Annotated in this window: 15 protein-coding genes; 9 read left to right on the forward strand and 6 right to left on the reverse strand. The window is 62.9% G+C overall.

Annotated elements, in window-relative coordinates; all coding sequences use genetic code 11:
• Positions 1–17 precede the first annotated feature (17 nt).
• The 4 genes from Q8S60_RS17545 to Q8S60_RS17560 all read left to right on the forward strand — a co-directional run bounded on the left by Q8S60_RS17545 (position 18) and on the right by Q8S60_RS17560 (position 6,036).
• Positions 18–1,208 (forward strand): GDSL-type esterase/lipase family protein, encoded by a 1,191-nt coding sequence (locus tag Q8S60_RS17545; protein WP_305278418.1) that lies wholly within the window; start codon positions 18–20, stop codon positions 1,206–1,208.
• Between the two features lie 166 nt (positions 1,209–1,374).
• Positions 1,375–3,984, forward strand: coding sequence for an autotransporter domain-containing protein (locus Q8S60_RS17550; RefSeq protein WP_305668750.1), 2,610 nt, complete (start codon positions 1,375–1,377; stop codon positions 3,982–3,984).
• Positions 3,985–4,164: 180 nt separating this feature from the next.
• Entirely contained in the window at positions 4,165–5,616 is a 1,452-nt protein-coding gene (locus Q8S60_RS17555; protein ID WP_305278416.1) for an MBOAT family protein, read from the forward strand.
• 6 nt (positions 5,617–5,622) lie between these two features.
• Positions 5,623–6,036 (forward strand): hypothetical protein, encoded by a 414-nt coding sequence (locus tag Q8S60_RS17560; protein WP_305278415.1) that lies wholly within the window; start codon positions 5,623–5,625, stop codon positions 6,034–6,036.
• 5 nt (positions 6,037–6,041) lie between these two features.
• Here Q8S60_RS17560 and Q8S60_RS17565 read toward each other — a convergent pair whose 3' ends face one another.
• The 4 genes from Q8S60_RS17565 to gltB all read right to left on the reverse strand — a co-directional run bounded on the left by Q8S60_RS17565 (position 6,042) and on the right by gltB (position 13,291).
• The gene (locus Q8S60_RS17565; RefSeq protein WP_305278414.1) at positions 6,042–6,368 is read right to left on the reverse strand and encodes an AzlD domain-containing protein; all 327 of its coding nucleotides are present in this window, start codon (positions 6,366–6,368) and stop codon (positions 6,042–6,044) included.
• Positions 6,368–7,081, reverse strand: a complete 714-nt coding sequence (locus Q8S60_RS17570; protein ID WP_305278413.1) for an AzlC family ABC transporter permease — start codon at positions 7,079–7,081, stop codon at positions 6,368–6,370. Before Q8S60_RS17570 ends, Q8S60_RS17565 begins: the two co-directional genes overlap by 1 nt.
• Before the next feature lie 93 nt (positions 7,082–7,174).
• Positions 7,175–8,593, reverse strand: a complete 1,419-nt coding sequence (locus Q8S60_RS17575; protein ID WP_305278412.1) for a glutamate synthase subunit beta — start codon at positions 8,591–8,593, stop codon at positions 7,175–7,177.
• Between the two features lie 3 nt (positions 8,594–8,596).
• Positions 8,597–13,291 (reverse strand): glutamate synthase large subunit, encoded by a 4,695-nt coding sequence (gene gltB, locus Q8S60_RS17580; protein ID WP_305668751.1) that lies wholly within the window; start codon positions 13,289–13,291, stop codon positions 8,597–8,599.
• A 616-nt stretch (positions 13,292–13,907) separates the two neighbouring features.
• On the opposite strand from gltB, the gene Q8S60_RS17585 reads away from it, so the two are divergent.
• The 3 genes from Q8S60_RS17585 (at position 13,908) to Q8S60_RS17595 (ending at position 16,363) form a co-directional block, all read left to right on the forward strand.
• Entirely contained in the window at positions 13,908–14,774 is an 867-nt protein-coding gene (locus Q8S60_RS17585; RefSeq protein WP_305278410.1) for a hypothetical protein, read from the forward strand.
• Positions 14,775–14,821: 47 nt separating this feature from the next.
• Positions 14,822–15,859: a low specificity L-threonine aldolase gene (locus Q8S60_RS17590; RefSeq protein ID WP_305278409.1), complete on the forward strand. Its 1,038-nt coding sequence runs from the start codon at positions 14,822–14,824 to the stop codon at positions 15,857–15,859.
• A gap of 75 nt (positions 15,860–15,934) precedes the next feature.
• The gene (locus Q8S60_RS17595) at positions 15,935–16,363 is read left to right on the forward strand and encodes an Hpt domain-containing protein (protein ID WP_305278408.1); all 429 of its coding nucleotides are present in this window, start codon (positions 15,935–15,937) and stop codon (positions 16,361–16,363) included.
• 8 nt (positions 16,364–16,371) lie between these two features.
• On the opposite strand, the gene Q8S60_RS17600 is transcribed toward Q8S60_RS17595, so the two are convergent.
• Positions 16,372–18,906 carry a PAS domain-containing hybrid sensor histidine kinase/response regulator gene (locus Q8S60_RS17600; RefSeq protein ID WP_305278407.1) on the reverse strand — a complete coding sequence of 845 codons (2,535 nt, stop codon included), beginning with the start codon at positions 18,904–18,906 and terminating at the stop codon, positions 16,372–16,374.
• Positions 18,907–19,201: 295 nt separating this feature from the next.
• On the opposite strand from Q8S60_RS17600, the gene Q8S60_RS17605 reads away from it, so the two are divergent.
• A complete protein-coding gene (locus Q8S60_RS17605; RefSeq protein WP_305278406.1) occupies positions 19,202–21,883 on the forward strand; it encodes a bifunctional acetate--CoA ligase family protein/GNAT family N-acetyltransferase in 2,682 nt (893 codons plus the stop codon).
• 65 nt (positions 21,884–21,948) lie between these two features.
• Here Q8S60_RS17605 and Q8S60_RS17610 read toward each other — a convergent pair whose 3' ends face one another.
• Positions 21,949–22,413: an Hsp20 family protein gene (locus Q8S60_RS17610; protein WP_305278571.1), complete on the reverse strand. Its 465-nt coding sequence runs from the start codon at positions 22,411–22,413 to the stop codon at positions 21,949–21,951.
• A gap of 188 nt (positions 22,414–22,601) precedes the next feature.
• Between Q8S60_RS17610 and Q8S60_RS17615 the strand changes: the two genes are divergently transcribed.
• Entirely contained in the window at positions 22,602–23,816 is a 1,215-nt protein-coding gene (locus Q8S60_RS17615) for an amino acid ABC transporter substrate-binding protein (protein ID WP_305278405.1), read from the forward strand.
• Positions 23,817–23,821 lie beyond the last annotated feature (5 nt).

Genomic DNA, 23,821 nt, shown 5'->3' on the forward strand with positions numbered 1-23,821 from the left:
GCACAACGCTGATTGCAATGGCCGTGTTTGTGGCGCCACTTCGGGCGGCGGAATGCGAAAACCCATCCGCGCCGCGCGGCCTTGAATATTTTCATTCGGCGATAGGCGAAATCGAGACGGGGCAGCGCTCGCGGCCGCTTACGGTTCTCCATCTCGGCGACAGCCACATTTCTCTCGATACGTTCACGCGCGGATTGCGGACGCGCTGGCGGGAAGAGTTCGGCAATGCTGGGCGCGGGCTCATGCCGGGCGTACCGTTCCGTTACTACGCGCCGGATGGCTTCAAGCTTGCGATGACAGGCCCGTGGAGCGTTGCTTCGAGTTTGCCTGCCGATGCCTCTGGTCCCTTCGGCATCCAGGGTTTTCGTGTGAGCGGCGCGGCGCCCGAGGCCATCATGACATTTGAGGCCGCCGATCCTTTCTCGCGCATCGAACTTGAACTCTACGGCGGACCGGACACCGGCGCGGTGTTGCTGAAAATCGGCGATGCCGCCGCGCTGAAGCTTTCCACCCGTATGGTGGAGCCTGGGCTCCTGCGGCTCACGGTTCCGGCTTCCGCCGCGCATCGCGCCACGTTGCGGCCGGCGGGCACGGGGCCTGTGCATGTTCTCGGCTGGGCGACCGGAAATAACGGCGCCGGCGTCCGCTACGACAGCTATGGCATCGTCGCCGCGACGGCGTCTGTCACGACGCGTTGGGACAGGAGCATCGTCAGCGCGCAGGTCGCCGCGATGAAGCCGGACCTTGTGATCTTCGGTTACGGCACAAACGAGGGCTACAACGACGGCCTCGACATCGGGAGCTACCGGGCGTTGCTCAGGGACTTCATCGATCTTGTGGCTTCGGCGGCGCCCGGAGCGTCGCTTGTCCTGCTCGGCCCGTTCGACGGCGCAAGGCGCGGCACAGGCTCGGACTGCGGGGGCGGCTGGGCAACGCCTCCGAAGCTCGTGCTCGTGCGCGAAGCACAGCGGAGACTGGCAGCGGAGCGGGGTGCCTTTTTCTGGGACGGGGAAACGGCGATGGGCGGGCTGTGCAGCGCAAATCGATGGGCGCTGGCCACGCCGCCGCTCATGCATGCCGACAGGGTTCACCTGCGACCCGAGGGTGCGGACCGGCTCTCCGCAAATTTATGGGAAACACTCATGCGTGAGGCAAGTTCGGCGAGCACCAGCCAATGCGGCAAGCAGGCCCAGCCTCCCGGCCCGTAACGCGGGTAAAAAAACCTGTTTTCGGGTGCTTTGAAAGTTTTTCGTTCGGCATCGTTTTTTTTGCGACGGAAACCTTGCTTCACTGCGTGAAATCTCTATCTCGGGGTTTCATTCAAGGGGCGGGGGAAATATGCAGTCAATTTGTGAGCGCAACCGTGCGCGGAAAATGCGCGCGTCGGTGTTTGGCGTCTCTTTGCTCGGGACGATGGCACCGCTTGGTGCCTCCGCGGGCGACCTTTCCATCTCTACAGCCACCACGACCCCGGTTGTAACGTCCAATGCCGACGGTGCAGGTGCGGGCGATGTAGAGGTTACGTCGTCCGGATCCCTCACAGTCGGGGCGAGTGAAACCGCGATCACGATCGACAGCGACAACTCCGTTACCAATGCCGGAGCCATCAATGCACTTGCGGCGGATGGTGTCGGCATCGAGGTTTCATCGGATACGACCGGCGGAATCGTCAATACGGGCACCATCACCACCGGCACTGCGCAAACCGACACCGATGCCGTTGTCGAGGGTGGACCTGCGGTCCAGGTGAATGCCGATCTCGGCGAGGGCGTCAGCAACAGCGGCACGATCCGGAGCTACGGAAGCGTTGCGGTCCTGTTCGAACCAAGCCTGGCAAATATTACCGTCGGCGCAACCGCCGACGGAGCGAGCCTCTATAACGAGGGCGGCATTTATGCCTATGCCTACGATTCCTCGGCGGGGGGAACGACTGCAGTCCGGATTGGAGGCGGCGGCTTCACGACGACACTGACAGATGGAATCGTCAATGACACGGCCGGTGTCATCGGTGCGTACGGTTACGATCAGGATGCCACAGCCATCTCCATACAGAGCGGCGCCGTCATCGGCGGTGCTGTTTCGCTGTCGAATCTCGGCACGATCCGGGCCTCGACGGCTGCCGGCGGCGGCGACGTCGGTGGCGAAGCCGTGGCAATCGACATCGCTCTTGGTGGCGACCTCGCATCGATTGAAAACGAGGGATCGATCACCGCCACGGCGAGTGTCGACGGTACGAATGCAACGGCCATACGCGATGCTTCCGGAACGCTGACATCGATCGTCAACTCCGGATCGATTACGGCGACGGCAACCGACACCGGTCAGGCGATCGCCATCGATCTTTCTGCCTCAAGTGCGACCGTCCTTATTGAAAACGAAGGTAGTATTTCAGGCGACATGCTCTTCGGCGCCGGGGCATATACCCTCAATTCGACCGACGGCACGATTGGCAGCGATATTGCCGTTGACGGCGGCAGCCTGACGATGACGCTGTCGGGGGGAAGCGTTTCCTCGATGTCGAGTACTCTCACATCCGGTGGCACGCTGTTCCTCACGGTGGACGACGCGATTTTCTACGTACCCGAAGGGGAAGTGTTCGAAGCGACGACGGCGAATTTCGGAGCGGATTCCACTTTCTTCACAACTTTCGATCCGGTGAACCTGACAACGTCGGGTTATGTGCTCACCACGGGCGCGACGACGTTCGATGTCGGTGCAACCGTCGACGTCAATTTCACCAGTTATCTGGCCACGACCGCCAGTCTCTTGATTGCCGAAGGCGGCAGCATCGTTGGGGATGCCGGCATCGAACTCGGCGGTGTCACGGCTGGATATAACGCCGTTCTCAATCTGATCGGAAACCAGCTCTATCTCGACCTTGAGCGGAAGACGGCGGCGGAGCTTGGGTATTCGGGCTATCTCGCCGCCATTTACAATGCAGCCCCCACGGCGCTGGAATCGGACGATGTTCTCGGTTCGGCCATAGGCGGCATAGGAACGGAAGCCGAGCTGGAGGCGGCTTATACGCAGTTGCTGCCAGACCTTACAGGTGCGCGCGAAAAGAGCGCTGTCATGGCGCAGAACCTGGCTAACGATGCAATCGCGTCGCGGCTTTTCGTTCTTCGCAATGGCGAAGGCGGCACAGCCAGCAGAGGCAAGCGGTCCCATACAGAGGGCTGGTGGGCAAAGGAGACCTTCTCGACCATCAAGAGGGACGGGAACAACGTCACTGGATATGACGGTGACACCTTCGCGCTTTCGCTCGGATACGACAGCTTCGACGGGAATGGTGGCGCCGGCATTTCCTTTACCTATGCAGGCTCGACCATCGGAAACGATAGAAGCGGTTCTGAAGACAGCAGCTTCGTTTCCTATGCGCTTCAGCTTTACAAGTCCTTCAACGCGGGTCCGGCCTACTGGGACCTGATCGGTGGCGTTGCGCTCAACGAATATGAGATGAGGCGCCAGATTCTGATCGGCGCTGTCGACTACCTCGCCGAGGCCGACTCGATGGGCTATCAAGGCATGGTCTCCACGGATGCGGGCTACCGCATGGACATGGGCGCGCTTATGCTCGTGCCGTCCATTCGGGCCGATTACACTTATCTTCTGATGGAGAGCTATTCGGAGAGTGGGGCTGGCGGCGCAAATCTGGACATCGACTCGGGCGATTTCCAGTCGCTCCGGGCGCGGGCGGCGCTCCGGGCTTCGCTCGGTCTGGGCGAAAAGCGGACTGTCGAGCCTTATGTCGAGGGCGGCTACTCGGCGGAATTGCTGGCTGAAGATGTGGTGGTGGACGGCCGCTTCCATTCGGGCGGAGCCTTCTCGCTGACCGGTGAACAGGCCAATGAGAGCGCGGCGTTTGTAAACGCCGGCGTTATCTATCGAATGGCGCGCGGCTCACTGTCCGGAGGATATGGCGGCGAGTTCGGGTCCGATTCTTCTTCTCATCAGCTATCCGTGACGGCCACGCTGCAGTTCTGAGCTGCTTCCTGAGGGCGCGCCCGGAGCGGACGAAAAATCCGCCCGGGCGCGTGCCGCCGGTTGGTTAACTAACAATGCAGGCGCCCGTTGAGCTTTTGCTCCGGTTGGACGATGATCCCCCATGCCGTCATGCCCCCCTGATGGTTAATTTGGGCGACACGTGCGTGAGTGGCGGGCGGCATGCTTTTTCCGACCATTGAGTTCGGCATATTCTTTCTGATCGTGTTCGCGGTCAGCTGGGCCGTGCGCTGGACGCCGGGAGTCCGCAAGCTTGTACTGCTTGCGGCCAGCTATTTCTTCTACGGTTGGTGGGACTGGCGGTTTCTCGGTCTGCTTTTTCTCTCTACGCTCATCAATCATATCGCCGGTCTGGCGCTGGTGCGCACTGAACACGCAGCACTTCGCAAGCTGATTGTCGGATTGGCCGTGACTGCCGGTCTTTGCATTCTCGGCTTCTTCAAATATTACGACTTCTTTCTCACGTCGTTTGCCGTGGTTCTTGAGACCGCCGGGCTCGAGCGCGACTTGCCTTTCATGCAGGTGATCCTGCCGGTCGGCATTTCCTTCTTCACCTTCCAGGGCATTTCCTATGTGGTCGATGTCTATCGCGGTCACGTGAAGGCGGAGCAGTCTCTCGTCAACGTCATGCTCTACATCTCCTTCTTTCCACAGCTCGTGGCGGGGCCGATTGTGCGGGCGGCCGATTTCCTGCCGCAGTTGCACCGCCCGGTCGGCCTGACCCGCGCGCATGTCGGCGTCGGCGTGGTGCTGATCCTGTCGGGACTGGCGAAGAAGATGGTGGTCGCGAACTATCTCGCAACCGAACTTGTCGACCCCGTCTTTTTCGATCCGTCGGCCGTCGGCGCGCTCGATCTGCTGGTCGGCGTCTATGGATATGCGATTCAGATCTACTGCGACTTTTCCGGCTACAGCGATATTGCCATCGGCGTTGCGGCATTGCTCGGCTATCGGTTTCTCGAAAATTTCGACCAACCGTATCGGGCCTCGAGCCTTCAGGATTTCTGGCGCCGCTGGCACATCTCGCTGTCAACGTGGCTTCGCGACTATCTCTATGTACCGCTCGGCGGCAACCGTCATGGCGACGGCAAGACCTACCGCAATCTCTTTCTCACCATGTTCCTCGGCGGCATCTGGCATGGCGCCGCCTGGACATTCGTCGTCTGGGGCGCATTTCATGGCGGCATGCTCGCACTTGAGCGCTTTGCGCGGAAAAAGCTCGATGAATACGCGCCGGCGCATCCCGGTCACTACGGCCTCCTGACCGCGATCGGCAACGGGGCGCAGCACTTCGTCGGCATCGTCTGGACGTTTCATCTCGTTTGCTTCGCCTGGATATTCTTTCGTGCCGACAGCCTCTCGACGGCGGGAAGCTACCTTGCCGGTCTGTTCCGCTGGTCGGATGCCAATCAATACGTCACACCCTTTGCGGTTGGGCTCATTTTGCTTGCCATGTTCTTCCAGTTCACCCCGCGTCATCTCGGCCGCTGGCTTGCGCGTGGTATCCAGTGGCTGCCGTCGCCTTTGCTCGGGCTTCTGCTGGGTGGTGGTATCTGGCTCATCTGGGCAGTTGCGCCCGAGGGCGTCGCTCCCTTCATCTACTTCCAGTTCTGAGGTGCCATGCTCGATTTGCTCCGCGAGATCGAAAGGGAACTGGAAGACGGATGGGAAGCCGCGTCGCGCGCCGAATTGCAGCAGGCCGAGGAGACGCGACGTTCGGTGGCGCGGGTCGCGCGCACCTTCCTGATCGTCGTACTCATTCTTCTCGTCTTCAGCAGCGACCGGCTGATGAACTGGGTCAATGGCTTCGAAGTCGGGCCGTTGCAGAACGGTGTGGTGGCGCTGGCGGGCACATGGAGCGAACAGATGTCGAAAAACGGTTTCAACGAACCTGCCGGCCAAGTGCGCGACGGGATGACCGAACTGCGCGGTACGGGCTGGCCGGAGGTGAGGTCGCGTTTCGACAATGAACGCGCGCGGACCAGAGAAGGTGCGAAACTTTTGCGCGGCATGTTGAGCGACCAGCCTGGCTAGCGCTGCTACAGAGCCGCCTGCAAGATCCAGAGCGTGCCCATGCCGACGGCGAGCGTCGCGAGAACGCTCTTCGTCTTCCAGGCGATCAGCGTTGCGACGACGCTCGCGATGAGACGCGGATTATCGATCCCGAAATAGAGGCTGCCCGCCTCACCGCGCAGGACGGCCGGCACAATGATTGCCGAAAGCACGGCGGCCGGCAGGAAGCGCAGCGCCTGCGTCACAGGGGCGGGCAGCGTGAAGCGGCCGCCAAGCTCGATGAAACAGGCACGCAGCGCGAAGGTGCCGATGCCTATGGCGACGATGGCAAGCCAGACCGTTTGAGCGTCCATCAGGAGTTCTCCCGGGATTGTGGCATCAGCCTTTCGACCGCATAGCCCGCGGCGACACCGGAAATAGCGGCGAGGAAGAGACCGAGATTGAAGGGCAGGCTCCATGCAAGCACGGCGACCGCGCCGCCTGTCAGGGCCGCGGCAGCGTTCGCCCGGTCGCGGATTGCGGGGACGATCAGCGCGAGGAAGCTCAGAGGTACGAAGAAGTCGAGCGACCAGCTTGCCGGAATGCTGTTGCCCAGGAAATATCCGGCTGCCGTCGCCGCCAGCCAGACGATCCACATGACTGCCGCGCCGCCCATGTAGAAGGCGTATTTCGCGGCGAGACTCATCTCCGGCCGGGCGGCATAGCGCAGGACGCTCAGCGCGTAGGATTGGTCGGTCATCAGATAAGAGACGAGCCAGCGTCTCCCGCGCGGCAAGGCCGCCAGATGCCCGGCAAGCGCGGCGCTGTACATCGCAAAGCGCAGATTGATCACAAGGCCCGTCAGGATGACCACGAGAACGGGAGCGGCGTCGGCGATGAGTTGCGTCGAGGCAAGCTGCGACGCGCCCGCAAAGATTACGACCGATTGGCCGATGCCTGCCAGTGCGTCGAGCCCGGCATTGGAAGCGACGACGCCCGCGATCATACCGAAGGGTATGGCGCCCGGCAGCAGCGGCGCCATGACGCGAATGCCGTCGATCCAGTCCTGTCTTGTGGTCTCGTTCATCGGGTTCATCGTTCTTTCATCCAGCTCACGAAAAAGCCCCCGTGATACGTGTCACGGGGGCTTTGTCTTCGATCTTCTTGCGCTTTGATCGGATCAGCGCGGAAGCGTTGTTTCCCCCATGAGAAAGAGATCTACCTCGCGAGCAGCCTGACGGCCCTCGCGGATCGCCCATACCACGAGCGACTGTCCGCGCCGCATGTCGCCGGCGGCGAAAACCTTGCCGAGACTCGATTTGTAAGTCGCGGTGTCGGCAGCCACGTTGCCGCGGGGATCGAGCTGGACACCAAGTTCCTTGAGCATGCCCTCGTGCACGGGATGTACGAAGCCCATTGCGAGAAGCACGAGATCGGCTTTGATTTCGAATTCGCTGCCGGGAACAGGCTGCATCTTCTCATCGACCCGCGTGCATTCGATGGCCGTCACATGGCCGTCCTTGCCGAGGATGCGGCGGGTCATCACGGCGAAGTCGCGCGTGGCGCCTTCGGCCTGGCTCGATGAAGTGCGCATCCTGAGTGGCCAGTCCGGCCAGGTTAGGAGCTTGTTTTCCTTCTCGGGCGGCGCCGGCATGATTTCGAGCTGCGTCACCGATACGGCGCCCTGACGGAACGAGGTGCCGATACAGTCGGAGCCGGTGTCGCCGCCGCCGATCACGACGACATGCTTGCCGCCGGCGAGAATGGGCTCGACCTGACCGATCGGTTCATCCGAAACGCGGCGGTTCTGCTGCGGCAGGAATTCCATCGCGAAGTGAACGCCGGAAAGCTCGCGGCCTTCCACCGGCAGATCGCGCGGCTTCTCCGATCCGCCGGTGAGGATGACGGCGTCGAATCCGGACAGGAGTTCCTTCGCATCCTTGTTGACGCCGACATGGACGCCGTAGTGGAAGGTGACGCCTTCCGCCTCCATCTGTTCGACTCGGCGGTCGATGTGAAGCTTCTCCATCTTGAAGTCGGGAATGCCATAGCGGAGCAAGCCGCCTGCCTTCTGGAACTTCTCGAAAAGATGGACATCGTGGCCGCGCCGGGCAAGCTGCTGGGCGGCGGCGAGGCCTGCCGGGCCCGAGCCGACAATGGCGACGCGCTTGCCGGTTTTCTTCGCGGGTACCTGCGGGGCAATCCAGCCTTCCTTCCAGCCACGATCGACGATCGCACATTCGATCGTCTTGATCGTAACCGGGGCATCGGTGAGGTTCAGGGTGCAGCTCGCCTCGCAGGGGGCGGGGCAGATGCGGCCCGTGAACTCAGGGAAGTTATTCGTCGAATGGAGATTGCGGCAGGCTTCCGCCCAATCGGCCTGATAGACGAGGTCGTTCCAGTCCGGGATCTGGTTGTTCACCGGGCAGCCATTGTGACAATAGGGGATACCGCAATCCATGCAGCGCGCCGCCTGATCGCGCAGCGCCTCTTCGGCGAGCGGGATGACGAACTCGTTGAAATTGCGAACGCGGTCCGCGGCCGGCAGGTACTTCCGGTCCTGCCGGTCGATTTCCAGGAAGCCTGTAATCTTGCCCAACACTTACTCTCCCGCTGCGGCCATGGCTTGCGCAGTTTCCTGCGCCCGCTGCATTTCCTTCAGGGCGCGGCGATATTCCACCGGCATCACCTTGCGGAATTTGGGCAGCATGGCCTCCCAGTTATCCAGAATGGTCCGCGCACGGGCCGAATTGGTGTAGTGCGCGTGGTTTTCGATCAGTTGATGCAGGCGCTCTGCATCGAAGCGCGTCATGTCGCTCATGACATCGACGCGGCCATGGCTTTCGAGATCGCCGGTCTGGTGGCGATGCCGCTCCATGATGTCGTGCTCTTCCTTCACCGGTTCGAGATCGACCATGGCGAGGTTGCAGCGGCGTTCGAACATGCCGTCCTCGTCCAGCACATAGGCGATACCGCCCGACATGCCGGCCGCGAAGTTGCGGCCCGTTTCGCCGAGTACGACCACGATGCCGCCCGTCATGTATTCGCAGCCGTGATCTCCCGTGCCTTCGACAACGGCGATGGCACCGGAGTTGCGTACTGCGAAACGTTCGCCGGCGACGCCCCGGAAATAGCATTCGCCGCTGATCGCACCGTAAAGCACGGTGTTGCCGACGATGATGCTTTTCTCCGGCACGATACGGCAGTTGGCCGGCGGATAGACGATCAGCCGGCCGCCTGACAGGCCCTTGCCGACATAGTCGTTAGCCTCGCCTTCCAGCTCGAGCGTTACTCCCGAGGCGACCCAGGCGCCAAAGCTCTGGCCTGCGGTGCCCTTCAGTTTGACGTGGATCGTCTCGTCGGGCAGGCCCGCATAACCGTGACGCTTCGCGATCTCGCCTGACAGCATGGCGCCGGTCGCGCGATCCGTGTTGTTGATCGGCAGTTCGATCTGCACGGGCTTCCGGTGCTCGATTGCATCCTTCGCCTTTTCGATAAGCGTGCGGTCCATGACGCCTTCGATGCGGTGATCCTGCGCTTCCGAGCGGTAGATCTCCACGCCGGGGCTCGGCGGCGGCTTGTGAAAGAGCCGCGAGAAATCGAGCCCCTTCGCCTTCCAGTGTTCCACGACCTTGCGCTTGTCGAGCATCTGCATCTGCCCGATCATTTCATTGAATGTGCGATAGCCCATGGCCGCCATCAGTTCGCGCACTTCCTCGGCGACGAAGAAGAAGTAGTTGATGACGTGTTCGGGCGTGCCCACGAACCGCTTGCGCAATTCGGGATCCTGCGTCGCGACGCCGACAGGGCAGGTGTTCAGATGGCACTTGCGCATCATGATGCAGCCGGCCGCGATCAGTGGCGCCGTCGCGAAGCCGAATTCGTCCGCGCCGAGCAGGGCGCCGATGATGACGTCGCGGCCCGTGCGAAGGCCGCCGTCGACCTGGACGGCGATGCGGCTGCGCAGATGGTTCATTACGAGCGTCTGGTGCGTCTCGGCGAGGCCGATTTCCCACGGGCTGCCCGCATGCTTGATCGAGGTCAGCGGGGAGGCGCCTGTGCCGCCCTCGAAGCCGGAGATCGTCACGTGGTCCGCGCGCGCCTTCGACACACCGGCCGCGACAGTGCCCACGCCTACTTCCGACACGAGCTTTACGGAGATCATGGCGGCGGGGTTGGTGTTCTTCAGGTCGAAGATGAGCTGTGCCAGGTCTTCGATCGAATAGATGTCGTGGTGCGGCGGCGGCGAGATGAGGCCGACGCCCGGCGTCGAGTGGCGCACCTTGGCGATCACCGCGTCGACCTTGTGCCCGGGCAATTGTCCGCCTTCGCCGGGCTTCGCGCCCTGCGCCATCTTGATCTGGATCATGTCGGCGTTGACGAGGTATTCCGTCGTCACGCCAAAGCGGCCCGAGGCGACCTGCTTGATCGCCGAGCGCATGCTGTCGCCGTTCGGCATTGGCACGAAGCGATCCGCTTCCTCACCGCCTTCGCCCGTGTTGGAGCGTCCGCCGATGCGGTTCATGGCAATGGCGAGCGTCGTATGGGCTTCGCGGCTGATCGAACCATAGGACATCGCGCCGGTCGCGAAACGCTTGACGATCTCGACGGCGGGCTCGACTTCATCGACGGCGATGGGCTTGCGTCCGTCATCCTCGGCGTTCTTGATCTCGAACAGGCCGCGAATGGTAAGCAGGCGCTCGTTCTGCTCGTTGATCTGGCGTGCGAACGAGCGGTACTTGTCGCGGCTGTTGCCGCGCACAGCGTGCTGAAGGTCGCGCACGGATTCAGCTGTCCATGCGTGGTCTTCGCCGCGAACGCGATAGGCATATTCGCCGCCGACATCGAGCGCGTTCCTCAGAACGGGCGCGTCGGAGAAGGCGAGCTTGTGGCGAAGGATCGTTTCTTCCGCAATCTCCTCGATACCGACACCTTCGATCATCGAGATCGTGCCCGTGAAATACTTCCTGGTGAAATCGCTTCTGAGCCCGATGGCGTCGAAAATCTGCGCGCCGCAATAGGACTGGTACGTCGAAATGCCCATCTTGGACATGACCTTGAGCAGGCCCTTGTCGATCGCCTTGATGTAGCGCTTTTCAACTTCGTAGCGCGTCAAGCCTTCGTCGAGGTGCGGCGCCATGTCGGCAAGCGTCTCGAAGGCGAGATAGGGGTTGATCGCTTCCGCGCCGTAGCCGGCGAGACAGGCAAAATGATGTACCTCGCGCGCTTCACCCGTTTCCACGACGAGGCCGACCGACGTGCGAAGCCCCTGCCGGATCAGGTGATGATGCACGGCGGACGTCGCGAGCAGCGCCGGGATGGCAACACGATCCGACGAAACCAGACGGTCCGACAGGATCACGATGTTGTAGCCCTGCCTCACCGCCTCTTCTGCACGCGCGCCGAGCCGTTCCACCATTTCCGCCATGGCTTCCGCGCCGCGGCTCACGTCATAGGTGATGTCGAGCGTCTGTGTCCGGAAATGATTGTCGGCCACTTCACCGATCATGCGGATCTTTTCGAGGTCCTCGTTGGTCAGGATTGGCTGGCGCACTTCGAGGCGCTTCACCGACGACATGCCTTCAAGGTCGAGCAGGTTCGGCCGCGGCCCAATGAACGAGACCAGCGACATCACCAGTTCCTCGCGGATCGGGTCGATCGGCGGGTTCGTCACCTGCGCGAAGTTCTGCTTGAAATAGGTGTAGAGCAGCTTCGACTTCGAAGAGAGTGCGGAGATGGGCGTGTCGGTGCCCATCGACCCGACGGCTTCCTGGCCTTCCATGGCCATCGGCGTCATCAGGAACTTGATGTCTTCCTGCGTGTAGCCGAAGGCCTGCTGCGTATCGAGCAGCGACGCATATGTCGGCTGCGTCGCGGGCTGCAGGGGCGCCGGCATATCCTCAAGCTGGATCTGCGTGGCGTTCAGCCACTCCTGATAGGGATGAAGCTTTGCGAGCTGCGCCTTGATTTCGGCATCGGAAATGATCCGGCCCTGCTCAAGGTCGATCAGCAGCATCTTGCCGGGCTGCAGCCGCCACTTCTCGACGATCTTTTCTTCAGGCGCGGGCAGCACGCCCATTTCGGACGCCATCATCACGTCGCCGTCGTCGGTGACGTAGTAGCGCGCGGGCCGCAGGCCGTTGCGGTCAAGCGTGGCGCCGATCTGGCGGCCATCGGTAAAGGCCACGGCGGCGGGGCCGTCCCACGGCTCCATCAGCGCGGCATGATATTCGTAGAAGGCGCGGCGTTCCGCATCCATGAGGGGGTTGCCCGCCCAGGCTTCGGGAATCAGCATCATCATCGCGTGCGACAGCGAATAGCCGCCCATGACGAGAAGTTCGAGCGCGTTGTCGAAGCATGCCGTGTCCGACTGGCCTTCGACGGCGATCGGCCACAGCTTCTTGAGATCGTCGCCCAGAAGCTCCGACTGCATCGACGAATAGCGCGCCTGGATCCAGTTCACGTTGCCGCGCTTCGTGTTGATCTCGCCGTTGTGGCAGACCATGCGGAAGGGGTGCGCGAGGCTCCATGTCGGGAAGGTGTTGGTGGAGAAGCGCTGATGAACGAGCGCGAGTGCCGTCACCATCTCCGGATCGGCCAAGTCCTTGTAGTACTTGCCGACCTGCGCTGCCAGCAGCATGCCCTTGTAGACGACGGTGCGTGACGAGAGAGAGGCGATGTAGAGCCCCTTCGGAATCGTGCCGCCCTCGTGGAAGAGGGTGTTGAAGATGCGCTTGCGGATGACGAAGAGCTTCCGCTCGAAGGCATCCTGGTCCTTGCAGGATGCGCCCCGGCCGACAAAGACCTGCCGGTGGAAAGGCTCTGTCGGCTTCACGGAATAACCGAGATCGGAATTGTCGACCGGTACGTCGCGCCAGCCGAGGAAGGTCTGGCCTTCCTCCGCGATGACCTTTTCGGCGAGCGCGCAAATCTTTGCCCGCTCGGCGCTGTCCATCGGCAGGAACAGGTGGCCAATGCCGTAATGGCCTTCGGCGGGAAGCTCGAATCCGAGCTTCTTCGCTTCCTTGCGGAAAAAGGCGTCCGGAATCTGGATGAGGATGCCCGCGCCGTCGCCCGCCTTCGGGTCGGCGCCGACCGCGCCGCGGTGCTCGAGGTTCTCGAGAATCCGCAGGCCGTCCTCGATCATCTTGTGGGATTTTCGGTTGTGGATATTCGCCACGAAACCGATGCCGCAGGCATCGTGCTCGTTACGGGGGTCATAGAGACCCTGCGCCGCCGGCAAACCCGCCAGATGCGTGGCCGGATCCCGGCTCATGTCTTCCCGCTTCTGCGTCATACCCATCATCCTTCCACCCAGACCCGCTCATGGGGGTTACGGCCCCATTCACGACGCAGGTCGCCTCGACGTATTCAATTCTTCACTCGCGCGCGCCGCCCTTCCCCCGAACCTTTCCGGCCGGGCCCCGATTCCTCGGGGCGGGGGACGCTAGCGGACCGCGCGTTATCGCAAAAGTCCCAGCCTGCAAATTCGGCCTGAAAATCCCGGCCAAAATTCCGGCGAGACAAGTCGCCGCCGGACCGCTTCGGCGGTCCACCTTCCGGCACGCCCGGGCGCCGCCGTCAGACCCGACGAATGGCGCTCTTGCATGCCCTTGCAGTGTGCCGCCATCTCAGACGGAGCTTTCTGCTGGGCGCTCCCTATTGCCCGGAGCGGAGGCTTTTACTGAGGCCGGCAGACCATCGTTTTCGGTCGACCGTTCGCACCTGAAAAGTCACGCTTTCCCGGCTGCCGGATCATGCCAAACCTAGCCCCCTGAATCAAGTAAATAAGACAGGATTGCTGACCTATAGACGGCAGCCGATCTTTTCAATAATTATGGAATATTTCAGGCGGTTCCGTCGTGGGTCCGTCTCTGACATGCTTTCCCGGCAAGAACAAGCGGGAGAGGCGAATGCTGAGCAGAATAGACAGGGTGCAGCTTGCTGTGCCGGATGCCGATGCGGCGGCGCGGGGCTGGATCGATATTCTGGGCGCGGAGCCTGCAGGCCGGGACAAGGTGGCCGGTCTCGGTGCGCAGCGGCTGACGCTGCGGATCGGTACGGGGGCCATCGAATTGCTGGCGCCGGACGGCACGGGGCGCATTGCGGATGCCGTATCGCGTCGTGGCGCGCATCTTTATGCGGCGGGCGCGGCAAGCCCGGACCTCGCGGGGCTGGAAGCCCGTCTTCGCGGCAAGGGCATCGCACCGCTCAGCGAGGGGGGCCAGCTTCATCTCGACGTCGCCGATACCGGCATTGAGGGGCTTCGCGTCGTACTCAGCAAGGACCAGCCGCTGAAGCCTGTCGGCCATGTCGACTTTCTTTATGAGACGACGCTCCTTTCGGCCGATACGCCCGGCGTCGCACGGCAGCTCAATGAGCTTTTCGGCCTCGACGGCAGCAACTATACCGAGATCGTTTCCGAGAAGTTCGGCTATCGAGGCACGCTGACACTGTTCAAAAAGGACAAGCTCGACCGGCTCGAAGTCATCGAGCCGACGACGCCGGGCACGACGATGGAGCGTTACTTCCGCAAGTTCGGGCAGAGCCTCTATATGGCCTTTGCCGAAACATCGGAGATCAACCTGATTGCCGATCGCGCCACTGCGGCTGGCGCCGGCTTCACGCTCGACCGGCCGGAAGGGCGCGCGCCGCACCTCCCGTCCGATCAGCTCTGGCTGCATCCGGCGACGCTGGGCGGCATGATGCTTGGGCTGTCGCGGCCCAGCATGGCCTGGTTCTGGTCGGGAAAACCGGAGCGTGTCGAAGCCGTCGCCTGACAGATACCGCATATTCGTGAATACTCGCGCGCAAAGCGAGGATGGCGATGGACTTCACGAGCGACAATGCGGCGGGCGCCGCGCCTGAAATTCTGGATGCGCTGACGCGGGCCAATGGCGGTACGGCGGCCTCTTACGGCGCCGACGAGGTGACGGCGCGGTTGACGCGCCGCTTTTCGGAGTTGTTCGAGTGCGAGGTGGCCGTCTTTCCGGTGGTAACGGGAACGGCGGCCAATGCGCTCGCGCTCGCGGCGCTCACGCCCTCTCACGGTGCGGTCATGTGCCACGAACTCGCTCATGTCCATGTCGATGAATGCGGCGCGCCGGAAATGTTTTCCGGCGGCGCAAAGCTCGTACCTGTCGGCGGAGCGGCGGCGAAGATCGATCCGCGCGCGCTTGCCGCCGCACTCGCGTCTCTGCCTGCCGGCGTCGTCCACCATGTCCAGCCATCGGCGCTCACGATCACGCAATCGACGGAGATGGGAAGTGTCTATTCGGTCTCGGAAATAGAAGCGCTTGTCGAAGTCGCGCGCGGCCGTGGCCTTCATGTCCATATGGACGGCGCGCGCTTTGCGAACGCGCTTACCGCGCTTGATGTCCCGCCGGCGGCCGTCACATGGAAGGCAGGCATAGACATCATGTCGTTCGGAGCCACCAAGAACGGTGCGCTTGCCGCCGAGGCCGTCCTCGTTTTCGACCCGGAGCTGGCGAAGGATCTTTCCTTCCGCCGGAAGCGAGCCGGGCACCTTCTCTCCAAGATGCGGTTCCTCTCGGCCCAGCTCGAAGCCTATCTGACGGACGGCTTGTGGCTCCGGCTTGCCGCTCATGCAAACGCGATGGCGGCGCGGCTCGCGTCAGGCCTTGCCGGGATCGCCGGAATAGATATTCACCTGACGCCGCAGGCGAATGAGGTGTTCGTCCGGCTGCCCGTCGCCCTCATCAAGCGCCTGCGGGAGGGAGGGGCGCGGTTTCATCCCTGGCCGATGCCGGGTGACGATGAGCAGGCCCGTACCGTCCGCCTCGTCACCTCGTTCCAGACGACTGCCGCCGAGATCGACCGTTTTCTGGACCTGGCCGCCGGTTGAGGTTTCAGCGTTCGTTAATCCCCCGCGATTACGCTGGCTGGAGGGCATCGAGCCGGTTCAGGTATCGGGTGGAATATGATTCCGAAGGACGAAAAAGCGTCGGAGTTCGAGAACCTGATCGCGCAGGCGGAAGCGGCTGTGGAGGCGCTTCGCGATACCTATCGTCAGCAGCTTGCCAAGGATGTCGATACGCTTTGTGAAGTCTGGTCGCGACTGGAGGCCGGAGCGCCGGTCGAAGGCATTCTCGATGAGCTTCACAGCATCGCCCACAATATCAAGGGGCAGGGCGGTTCCTTCGGCTACGATCTCGTTACCGATATCGGCGCTTCCTTTTGCCGTTATCTTCGCAGCGCTCCGCGCGTCGCACCCGAAGAACTCAATATCCTCCAGATGCACATCCGTATGCTGAAGACTGTCTCGGACAACAATATTTCCGGGGACGGCGGCGAAACGGGTGCGCGGATCGTCGAAAAACTTCGTATCCTGACCGGCGACGACGACTGACGTCCCGCCTATCCGGCCAGCCGTTCCAGTTCTTCCAGCATTCCCGCAAGCGCGTCGTCGGCCTGAGAAGCCTGCGGTGCCGACACGGCGGCTTTCGGTTCAGGTGTAGCCACGGGCTTGGCGGCTTCGCCGACGGCACGCGCCATCTCGGCCACCAGCACGTCGATCTTGAACGGCTTGGAGACGAAGCCGTTCATGCCGGCCGCCATATAGAGTTCGCAGTGTCCTTCCATCGCATGCGCGGTCAGGGCCACGATTGGAATCCTGTGCCAGGGTTCGTCGAAAGCTCGGATCACTTTTGTCGCCTGGATGCCGTCCATCACCGGCATCTGAATGTCCATCAGGATGATGTCGAAGCTTCCCTCGCGCAGTTTACGGATCACCTCGACGCCATTTTCGGCAATGGTCAGCTCGTGGCCCAGCCGCTCCATCACCGCGGACATGAGTTTTTGATTCACGGGCTGGTCTTCGGCGAGCAACACTCTCAGTGATCCCGTCATTCCGGGCGGCGGGGATGTCTCGGCCGCCACCGGCTCTTCTTCCGGCGCGGTGCCTGCGACGATGCGGACGGGAAGGCGCACAGTGAAGCTGCTGCCTTCGCCTTCCGTGCTCTCGACGTCGATGGTGCCGTTCATCAGCGTCGTCAGCTCGCGGGTGATCGCGAGGCCGAGGCCGGTGCCGCCATAGGTGCGGGAGATCGAGGAATCTGCCTGCTGGAAGCGAGTGAAGAGTCGCGACAGCATGGCTTCGGGAATGCCGATGCCGGTGTCGCGTACCATGAAGACGAGGTCCATCACGCCGGGCTCGGTGCGGGCGTGTGCGGTCAACGAGACGTTCACTTCGCCTTTCGGTGTGAACTTGATCGCGTTGCCGATGAGGTTGAACAGAATCTGGCGAAGGCGTGTCGGATCGCCGACGATACGCTGCGGGATATCGCCATACTCGCTCTTCGTCAGGACGAGACCCTTTTCCACCGCATTCGGACGCAGGACCTCGACCACGGTTTCGAGGATGCTCCTCGGCGATGTCGGTTCCGGTTCGAGTTCAAGCCGCCCGGCTTCGAGCTTCGAGAGGTCGAGAATGTCGTTAAGGATCGTGAGCAGGCATTCGCCGGATTCACGGATCGTCGACACGCGGTCGCGCTGTTCCGGGGTCAGGCCGCCTGAGAGAAGGAGATCCGCCATGCCAAGAACGCCGTTCATCGGCGTGCGCAACTCGTGGCTCATTGTGGCGAGGAAGGTGGATTTCGCGCGGTTGGCGTTCTCCGCCGCTTCCTTCGCCACAGAAAGATCGTGCGCCGTCCGGGCGAGCTTCGCGCGCTCCTGCTCGAGCTGCAGCGATGTGTGCTGAAGGTCGAGCACGCGATCCTGCAGTTCGAGTTGGCTGCGCTTCAGCTTTATTTCCGTCTGCTTCGCATTGCTGACGTCCGTTTCGACAACGATGTAGTTGCGGATCGCGCCACGCGTATCGCGGATCGGGCGCACCTCGATCGAGGCCCAATACTGCTTGCCCTGTTTGGTGAGCCCGATCATCTCGACGTTGCGCGCCTCGCCGTCGGCGGCGCTTTCCGCAAGGATTTTCAGGGAGCCGACACCGGCGTGCCGGGTAAGGATGTCGCGCGGCAGCCGTCCTTCGATGTCCTCGCGGTCGAATGCGGTCATGCGAAGATAGCCGGCATTTGCCCAGACGATACGGCCCGTGCGGTCGGTAATCAGGACACCGGCATCGGTGCCGTTGGCGACGAGAGCAAGCTGCTCGTTTTCGCGCAGACTGTGTTGCAGCCTGCCGAAGACCTGGCCGAAGAGCTGGGCGAGGTCGTCAAGTTCACCTTTGGGGATTTCATGCGGCGGCTCGAAATGCCCACCTGCGCTTTCCCGGACGGCGCTTGCGAGCCGCTGGATGGGGCCGATCACGGCGGCATGGAGAACGATGAAGAGGGCGCCGAGCAGGATGACGGTCGTCACCATCCTGCGGAACGTGGAAGAGATGGTCGAAGCGGCAAGGTCGGCCCGCAAGGGACGCAAGTCGACAAAGGTCAAGGTGCCAAGTGCCGTGCCCGGTATCGCCGCGACATAGACCCAGCCGTCATGGCCGCGGAATTTCATTTCGAAGCCTTGAGGCCGCTTCAGGATGAAGCTCGCATTGATTGCGGTGCGGACTTCCGGCGTGTCGATAAAGGCAGCCGTGTCCGGGATGCGGGCGGTCTCTTCGCCCTCGATCACGCGACCGGCGTCGTCGATCAGGTATACCGCCAGCAAATCCTGATGCCAGAGCGCCTCGCGCGATACGGCCTGGCTCGCTTCGCCGACCGTGAAGTCGCCGTCGAGATGCGATCGCATCGCGAGATGGTCGGCGATGCCGGCGGCCCGCTGCTCGACGCTTTCCAGCATCACGCTCCGAAGCTGGTAGTAGTCGACAACGGACTGGATGCTGGTGAGGACCACCAGAACGGCGAGCATTTTCAGCGCAACGTCGCGCGCCGTCGGCCCGATAAACGAGCGAAGACGGCGATAGTCGAAGCTGGCATAGGCGTGTCCGCGCATGTCCCCGTCGTTCCCGCCGGACCGGGTCCGGTCAGCAAAAATCCGTTGGACCCACCGGTCCCCCCCCCATCCCTTCGGATGAGCTGTCTTTCATAGCAGGAGGGGGGTTAAGAGGTGCCTAAGCCGGGTTCCATCCGTCCGGACTTGCATGAAGTTTTTCCATGATTTTCAATGCGTTGCGTGGTCGGGAGCGGGTGCGGCGATGGGCGGCCATGTGAACGCAATGAATGCCGCGTAGGCTGGGCCGGCCGGCGGCGCCCCCCTCTTCCGGTCCACAGGTAACCGAGGAAGCTGAATGTCGATCCGAAATCTAGACCGTATGTATGCCCCCCGCTCTGTCGCCCTCATCGGGGCAAGCGGGCGGGAAGGCTCCGTCGGCAACGTGCTCCTCAAGAACCTCCTCGGCGCGGGGCTGCCGGGTCCGGTATGGGCTGTCAATCCCCGCGGTGACCGGATCGGTGAAACGGAGGTCTATAGCGATGTGGCGAGCCTCCCCGGCGTGCCTGACCTTGCCGTCGTCGCCACGCCGCCGCAGACGGTGCCCGGGCTCATCTCGGAACTCGGCGCGCGGGGAACGAAGGCTGCCGTCGTGATCACGGCGGGTTTCGGTGAACTCGGTGAGGAAGGCCGCGCCCTGCAGACGCAAATGCTTGAAGCGGCCAGGCCGCATCTGCTGCGCATCGCGGGGCCGAACTGTCTCGGCATCATGACGCCGGGCAACGGCCTCAACGCCTCATTCGGTCACGTGCAGCCGGAGAAGGGCAATGTCGCCTTCGTCTCGCAATCGGGCGCCGTTGTCACCGCCGTGCTCGACTGGGCGACGAGCCGGGGCATCGGCTTCTCGCATATCGCCTCGCTCGGCGGCATGTCGGATGTCGATTTCGGCGACATGCTCGATTTTCTCGCCGCCGACCCGCAAACGAAAAGCATTCTGCTCTATATCGAATCTGTCCGGGACGCGCGGAAGTTCATGTCCGCCGGGCGTCAGGCATCGCGGCTGAAACCGGTCATCGTCATCAAGTCCGGCCGCCATGAGGCGGGGGCGCGCGCTGCGGCGTCGCATACCGGCGCGCTTGCGGGATCGGATGCCGTCTACCAGGCGGCCTTCCGGCGTGCAGGCATGTTGCGCGAGGACGGGATCGAGGACCTGTTCGACGCCGTCGAAACGCTCTCCGCCCGGTCGGAACGCCGTCCGATCCTCGGCGACCGGCTCGGCATTCTCACCAATGGTGGCGGCGTCGGCGTCCTCGCCACCGATTTCCTGATCGACGAGGGGGGACGTCTCGCCGAGATCGCGGCGGAGACGATTGCCACGCTCGACGCCGTTCTGCCGCGCACATGGAGCCGCGCCAATCCCGTCGACATTATCGGCGACGCGGGCGCGGAGCGGTATGCCCATGCGATGGAAGCGCTTCTGAAGGACAAGGGAACGGACGCCGTTCTCGTGATGAATTGCCCGACCGCCGTCGTGAACAATCTCTCTGCCGCCCACGCCGTCATCGACGCGGCGGAAGCGTCGAGCAAACCCGTCTTCACCAACTGGCTGGGCGACAAGGGCGCGCGCGCCGCGCGGGAGGCATTTCAGACGCATCGCATTCCGACCTACGACACGCCGACAAGCGCTGTGCGGGCCTTCATGCTGCATGTCCGGCACGAGCGCAATCAGCGGCTGCTGCTCGAAATTCCGGCCGCCGGCCCGGCGGAACCGCAGCACGATCGCGAGGCCGCGCGGCGCCTCGTCGAAACGGCGCTCGCCGAGAACCGCGAATGGCTGAGCGAGGCGGAGGCGAAGCACCTCCTCGCCGCCTATGGCGTTCCCGTGGTCGATACGCGGATCGTCGCATCCGCCTCCGAGGCGGCAAAGGTTGCCGACGAGATCGGCTATCCGGTCGCGCTCAAGATTCTTTCGCCGGACATCACGCACAAGAGCGATGTCGGCGGTGTGGCGCTCGGTCTGGACAATGCGGAGGCCGTGTCGGAAGCCGCCTCGCGGATGCTTTCGCGCGTGGCGCGGTTTTGTCCGGGTGCCGAGATCGAAGGGTTCACCGTACAGCAGATGGTCAGGAAGCCGGATGCTTTCGAGCTCATTCTGGGCATCGTCGACGACGCGACTTTCGGGCCGGTCATCCTCTTTGGGCAGGGCGGTACGGCGGTCGAGGTTGTTCGCGACAAGGCGATGGCATTGCCGCCGCTCAACCGTGTTCTTGCCGAAGACCTGATTTCCCGCACCCGCGTTTCGCGCCTGCTGGACGGGTATCGCGGCCGTCCGCCCGCCGATGGAAACGCCATCGTGTCGGTGCTCATGGCGCTCGGCGATCTCGCCGCCGATCATCCGGAGGTCGCGGAGCTCGACATCAATCCCCTGTGGGCGGACGAGAATGGTGTCATCGCGCTCGACGCGCGGGTCCGCATCCTTCCGGCAAAGGGCAAGGGCACCTCGCGCTTCGCGATCCGGCCTTACCCCACTTCGCTTGAAGCGAGCCTCGCCGACCGCGAGGGTCGTGCCTATCCGCTCCGCCCGATCCGGCCGGAGGACGCGGCCCTGATCGACGATCTTCTCGAACATACGGATGCAGAGGACATACGCCTCCGTTTTCTCTCGCCGCTCCGCAAGCTGCCGCGCCAGCTTGCCGCGCGCCTCACGCAGATCGACTACGACCGCGAGATGGCCTTCATCGTCTTCACCGACGACACGCTGAAAGAGGCGGCCGCCGTCGGGCGCCTGTCGGAGGACCCGGACAGGGAACGCGCGGAATTCGCCATTCTCGTCCGCAGCGACCTTCACGGTCACGGGCTCGGTTATTCCCTGATGCAAAAGCTGATCGGCTATGGCCGTCAGCGAGGCGTGGGCGAGATCTTCGGGCACGTGCTGCGGGAAAACCGCAGCATGCTCAGCATGTGCGACGACCTCGGCTTCACGCGCTATCGCATCGAGGGCGATCCGACGCTGGTCGAGACGCGGCTGAAACTCGACTGAGGTTCACACGCAAAAGGGGGCGCCCTAGGGGCGCCCCTCGCGTTCATGACTGCATTGTTAGCGGATCAGTCCGCGGCGGTTGCCAGGTTGCCTTCCAGCGTCTTCGCACCCTTCGCCGGCGCGGAAATCTCGATCCGGCGCGGTTTCAGTTCCTCGGGTACGCGGCGCACGAGGTCCACATGAAGGAGCCCGTTTTCGAGATGGGCGCCTTTCACCTCCACATGGTCGGCGAGCTGGAAGCGGCGCTCGAAGCTGCGGCCGGCGATGCCGCGATGAAGGTAGTTGCCCTCCTCGGGCTCGACGCGTTTGCCGCTGATGGTGAGCACGTTCTGCTTCACCTCAAGCTCGAGGTCGTCCTGGCCGAAGCCGGCCACGGCGAGGGTGATCCGGTAGTCGTTTTCGCTGGTCCGCTCGATGTTGTAGGGCGGGTAGGTCGGGCCCGCCTCGCGGGTGACGGAATCGAGCAGCGACTGAAGCTGGTCGAAGCCGACGGTCGAGCGGTAAAGGGGAGAAAAGTCGAAACTGCGCATAGCTACATCCTTCTTGAAGCGATGTTGGTCATCTTCAAGGCGGGGCTCCACCGCCATCCGGCCGGTAGCCGCCTTGTCCATGCCGACCCGGTATCCCGGCGTCCGGCGAATGATATTTGGGAATTTCCCACGACCCCTTCAAGATGGGTATAAGGTCTCGCGAATGCGGATTTCTCAGCGAGGGGGAGATGATGAAAGGCTTCGTTACCGGCCTGTTTCTGGGCGTGGCGCTCGTCTGGGCCGGCGCGGCCTCGGCGGACGAGGCGGGCACCATCCGGCTCGGCGCAGCGGTCTCCCTGACAGGAAAATATTCCTCTAACGGCGCCTTCACGCGCAACGGCTACGACCTCGCCGTCAAGCGCATCAACGAGGAGGGCGGCGTCACGGTCGCCGGCAAGACCTACAAGCTCGAGGTTGTCTACTACGACGACGAGTCGACGCCCGCGCGCGGCGCCCAGCTTGTCGAGCGGCTGATCCAGCAGGATGGCGTCAAATATCTCCTCGGGCCCTATTCCTCCGGTCTCACCGAAGCGATTGCGCCAGTGACCGAGAAATATGGCGTGCCGATGGTCGAGGCGAACGGTGCCGCCGTCTCGCTCTTCCGCAAGGGCTATCGCTATCTCTTCGCCGTCCTCTCCACCACCGACCAGTATCTGCGCGGCGCGGTCGAGCTTGCCGCGAACGTGAACGAGGACCCCTCGAAGCTCCGCGTCGCCATGGCCTTCGAGAACGATCCCTTCTCGCAGGATGTTCGCGAGGGCGTCATGGAAGATGCCGCGAAATTCGGCATGAAGATCGTGATCGACGACAAGCTGCCGCCGGAACTCAACGACATGTCGGCAACGCTCTCCAAGGCGAAGGTGCTGAAACCCGACCTGCTGCTCGTCTCCGGCCACGACAAGGGCGCGGCGCTTGTCGTCCGCCAGCTTGCCGACCAGCGCGTCGACGTGCCCATGCTCGCGATCACGCATTGCGACAGCGCCCAGATTGCCGAGAAGTTCGGGAAGATCGCGGAATACACGCTGTGCGCCGCGCAATGGGCCTCGACGCTGAAATATTCCGACGCGCTTTTCGGCAGCGCCGCCGACTACGCTACCCTCTATGAGGAGACCTACGGCCACGCCGCGCCCTATCAGGCAGCGGAGTCGAGTGCCGCCGTGCAGGTCTTCGCGGACGCCTTCGAGCGCGCGGGCTCGCTCGAGCCGGATGCCGTGCGCGACGCGCTCGCCGAGACTGACATCAAGACATTCTACGGGCCCGTGAAGTTCGACGAGACGGGCAAGAATATGTCGAAGCCGACGGTGCTCTTCCAGGTGCAGGACGGCAAATATGTCGTCGTCTATCCGCAAGCCTTCGCCGAGGCGGAAGTCCGCTGGCCGACACCGTCCTGGTCGGCACGCTAAACTGC

Source organism: Parvibaculum sp., from assembly GCF_030694575.1.
Lineage (GTDB): Bacteria > Pseudomonadota > Alphaproteobacteria > Parvibaculales > Parvibaculaceae > Parvibaculum.

Coding starts and splice junctions, on each gene's coding strand:
- Q8S60_RS17600 (WP_305278407.1), bottom strand. CDS start 18,906: ATGCGCGGACACGCCTATGCCAGCTTCGACTATCGCCGTCTTCGCTCG.
- Q8S60_RS17605 (WP_305278406.1), top strand. CDS start 19,202: ATGTCGATCCGAAATCTAGACCGTATGTATGCCCCCCGCTCTGTCGCC.
- Q8S60_RS17590 (WP_305278409.1), top strand. CDS start 14,822: ATGGACTTCACGAGCGACAATGCGGCGGGCGCCGCGCCTGAAATTCTG.
- Q8S60_RS17615 (WP_305278405.1), top strand. CDS start 22,602: ATGATGAAAGGCTTCGTTACCGGCCTGTTTCTGGGCGTGGCGCTCGTC.
- Q8S60_RS17550 (WP_305668750.1), top strand. CDS start 1,375: ATGCGCGCGTCGGTGTTTGGCGTCTCTTTGCTCGGGACGATGGCACCG.
- Q8S60_RS17560 (WP_305278415.1), top strand. CDS start 5,623: ATGCTCGATTTGCTCCGCGAGATCGAAAGGGAACTGGAAGACGGATGG.
- Q8S60_RS17555 (WP_305278416.1), top strand. CDS start 4,165: ATGCTTTTTCCGACCATTGAGTTCGGCATATTCTTTCTGATCGTGTTC.
- Q8S60_RS17610 (WP_305278571.1), bottom strand. CDS start 22,413: ATGCGCAGTTTCGACTTTTCTCCCCTTTACCGCTCGACCGTCGGCTTC.
- Q8S60_RS17565 (WP_305278414.1), bottom strand. CDS start 6,368: ATGGACGCTCAAACGGTCTGGCTTGCCATCGTCGCCATAGGCATCGGC.
- Q8S60_RS17585 (WP_305278410.1), top strand. CDS start 13,908: ATGCTGAGCAGAATAGACAGGGTGCAGCTTGCTGTGCCGGATGCCGAT.
- Q8S60_RS17570 (WP_305278413.1), bottom strand. CDS start 7,081: ATGAACGAGACCACAAGACAGGACTGGATCGACGGCATTCGCGTCATG.
- Q8S60_RS17595 (WP_305278408.1), top strand. CDS start 15,935: ATGATTCCGAAGGACGAAAAAGCGTCGGAGTTCGAGAACCTGATCGCG.
- gltB (WP_305668751.1), bottom strand. CDS start 13,291: ATGACGCAGAAGCGGGAAGACATGAGCCGGGATCCGGCCACGCATCTG.
- Q8S60_RS17545 (WP_305278418.1), top strand. CDS start 18: ATGGCCGTGTTTGTGGCGCCACTTCGGGCGGCGGAATGCGAAAACCCA.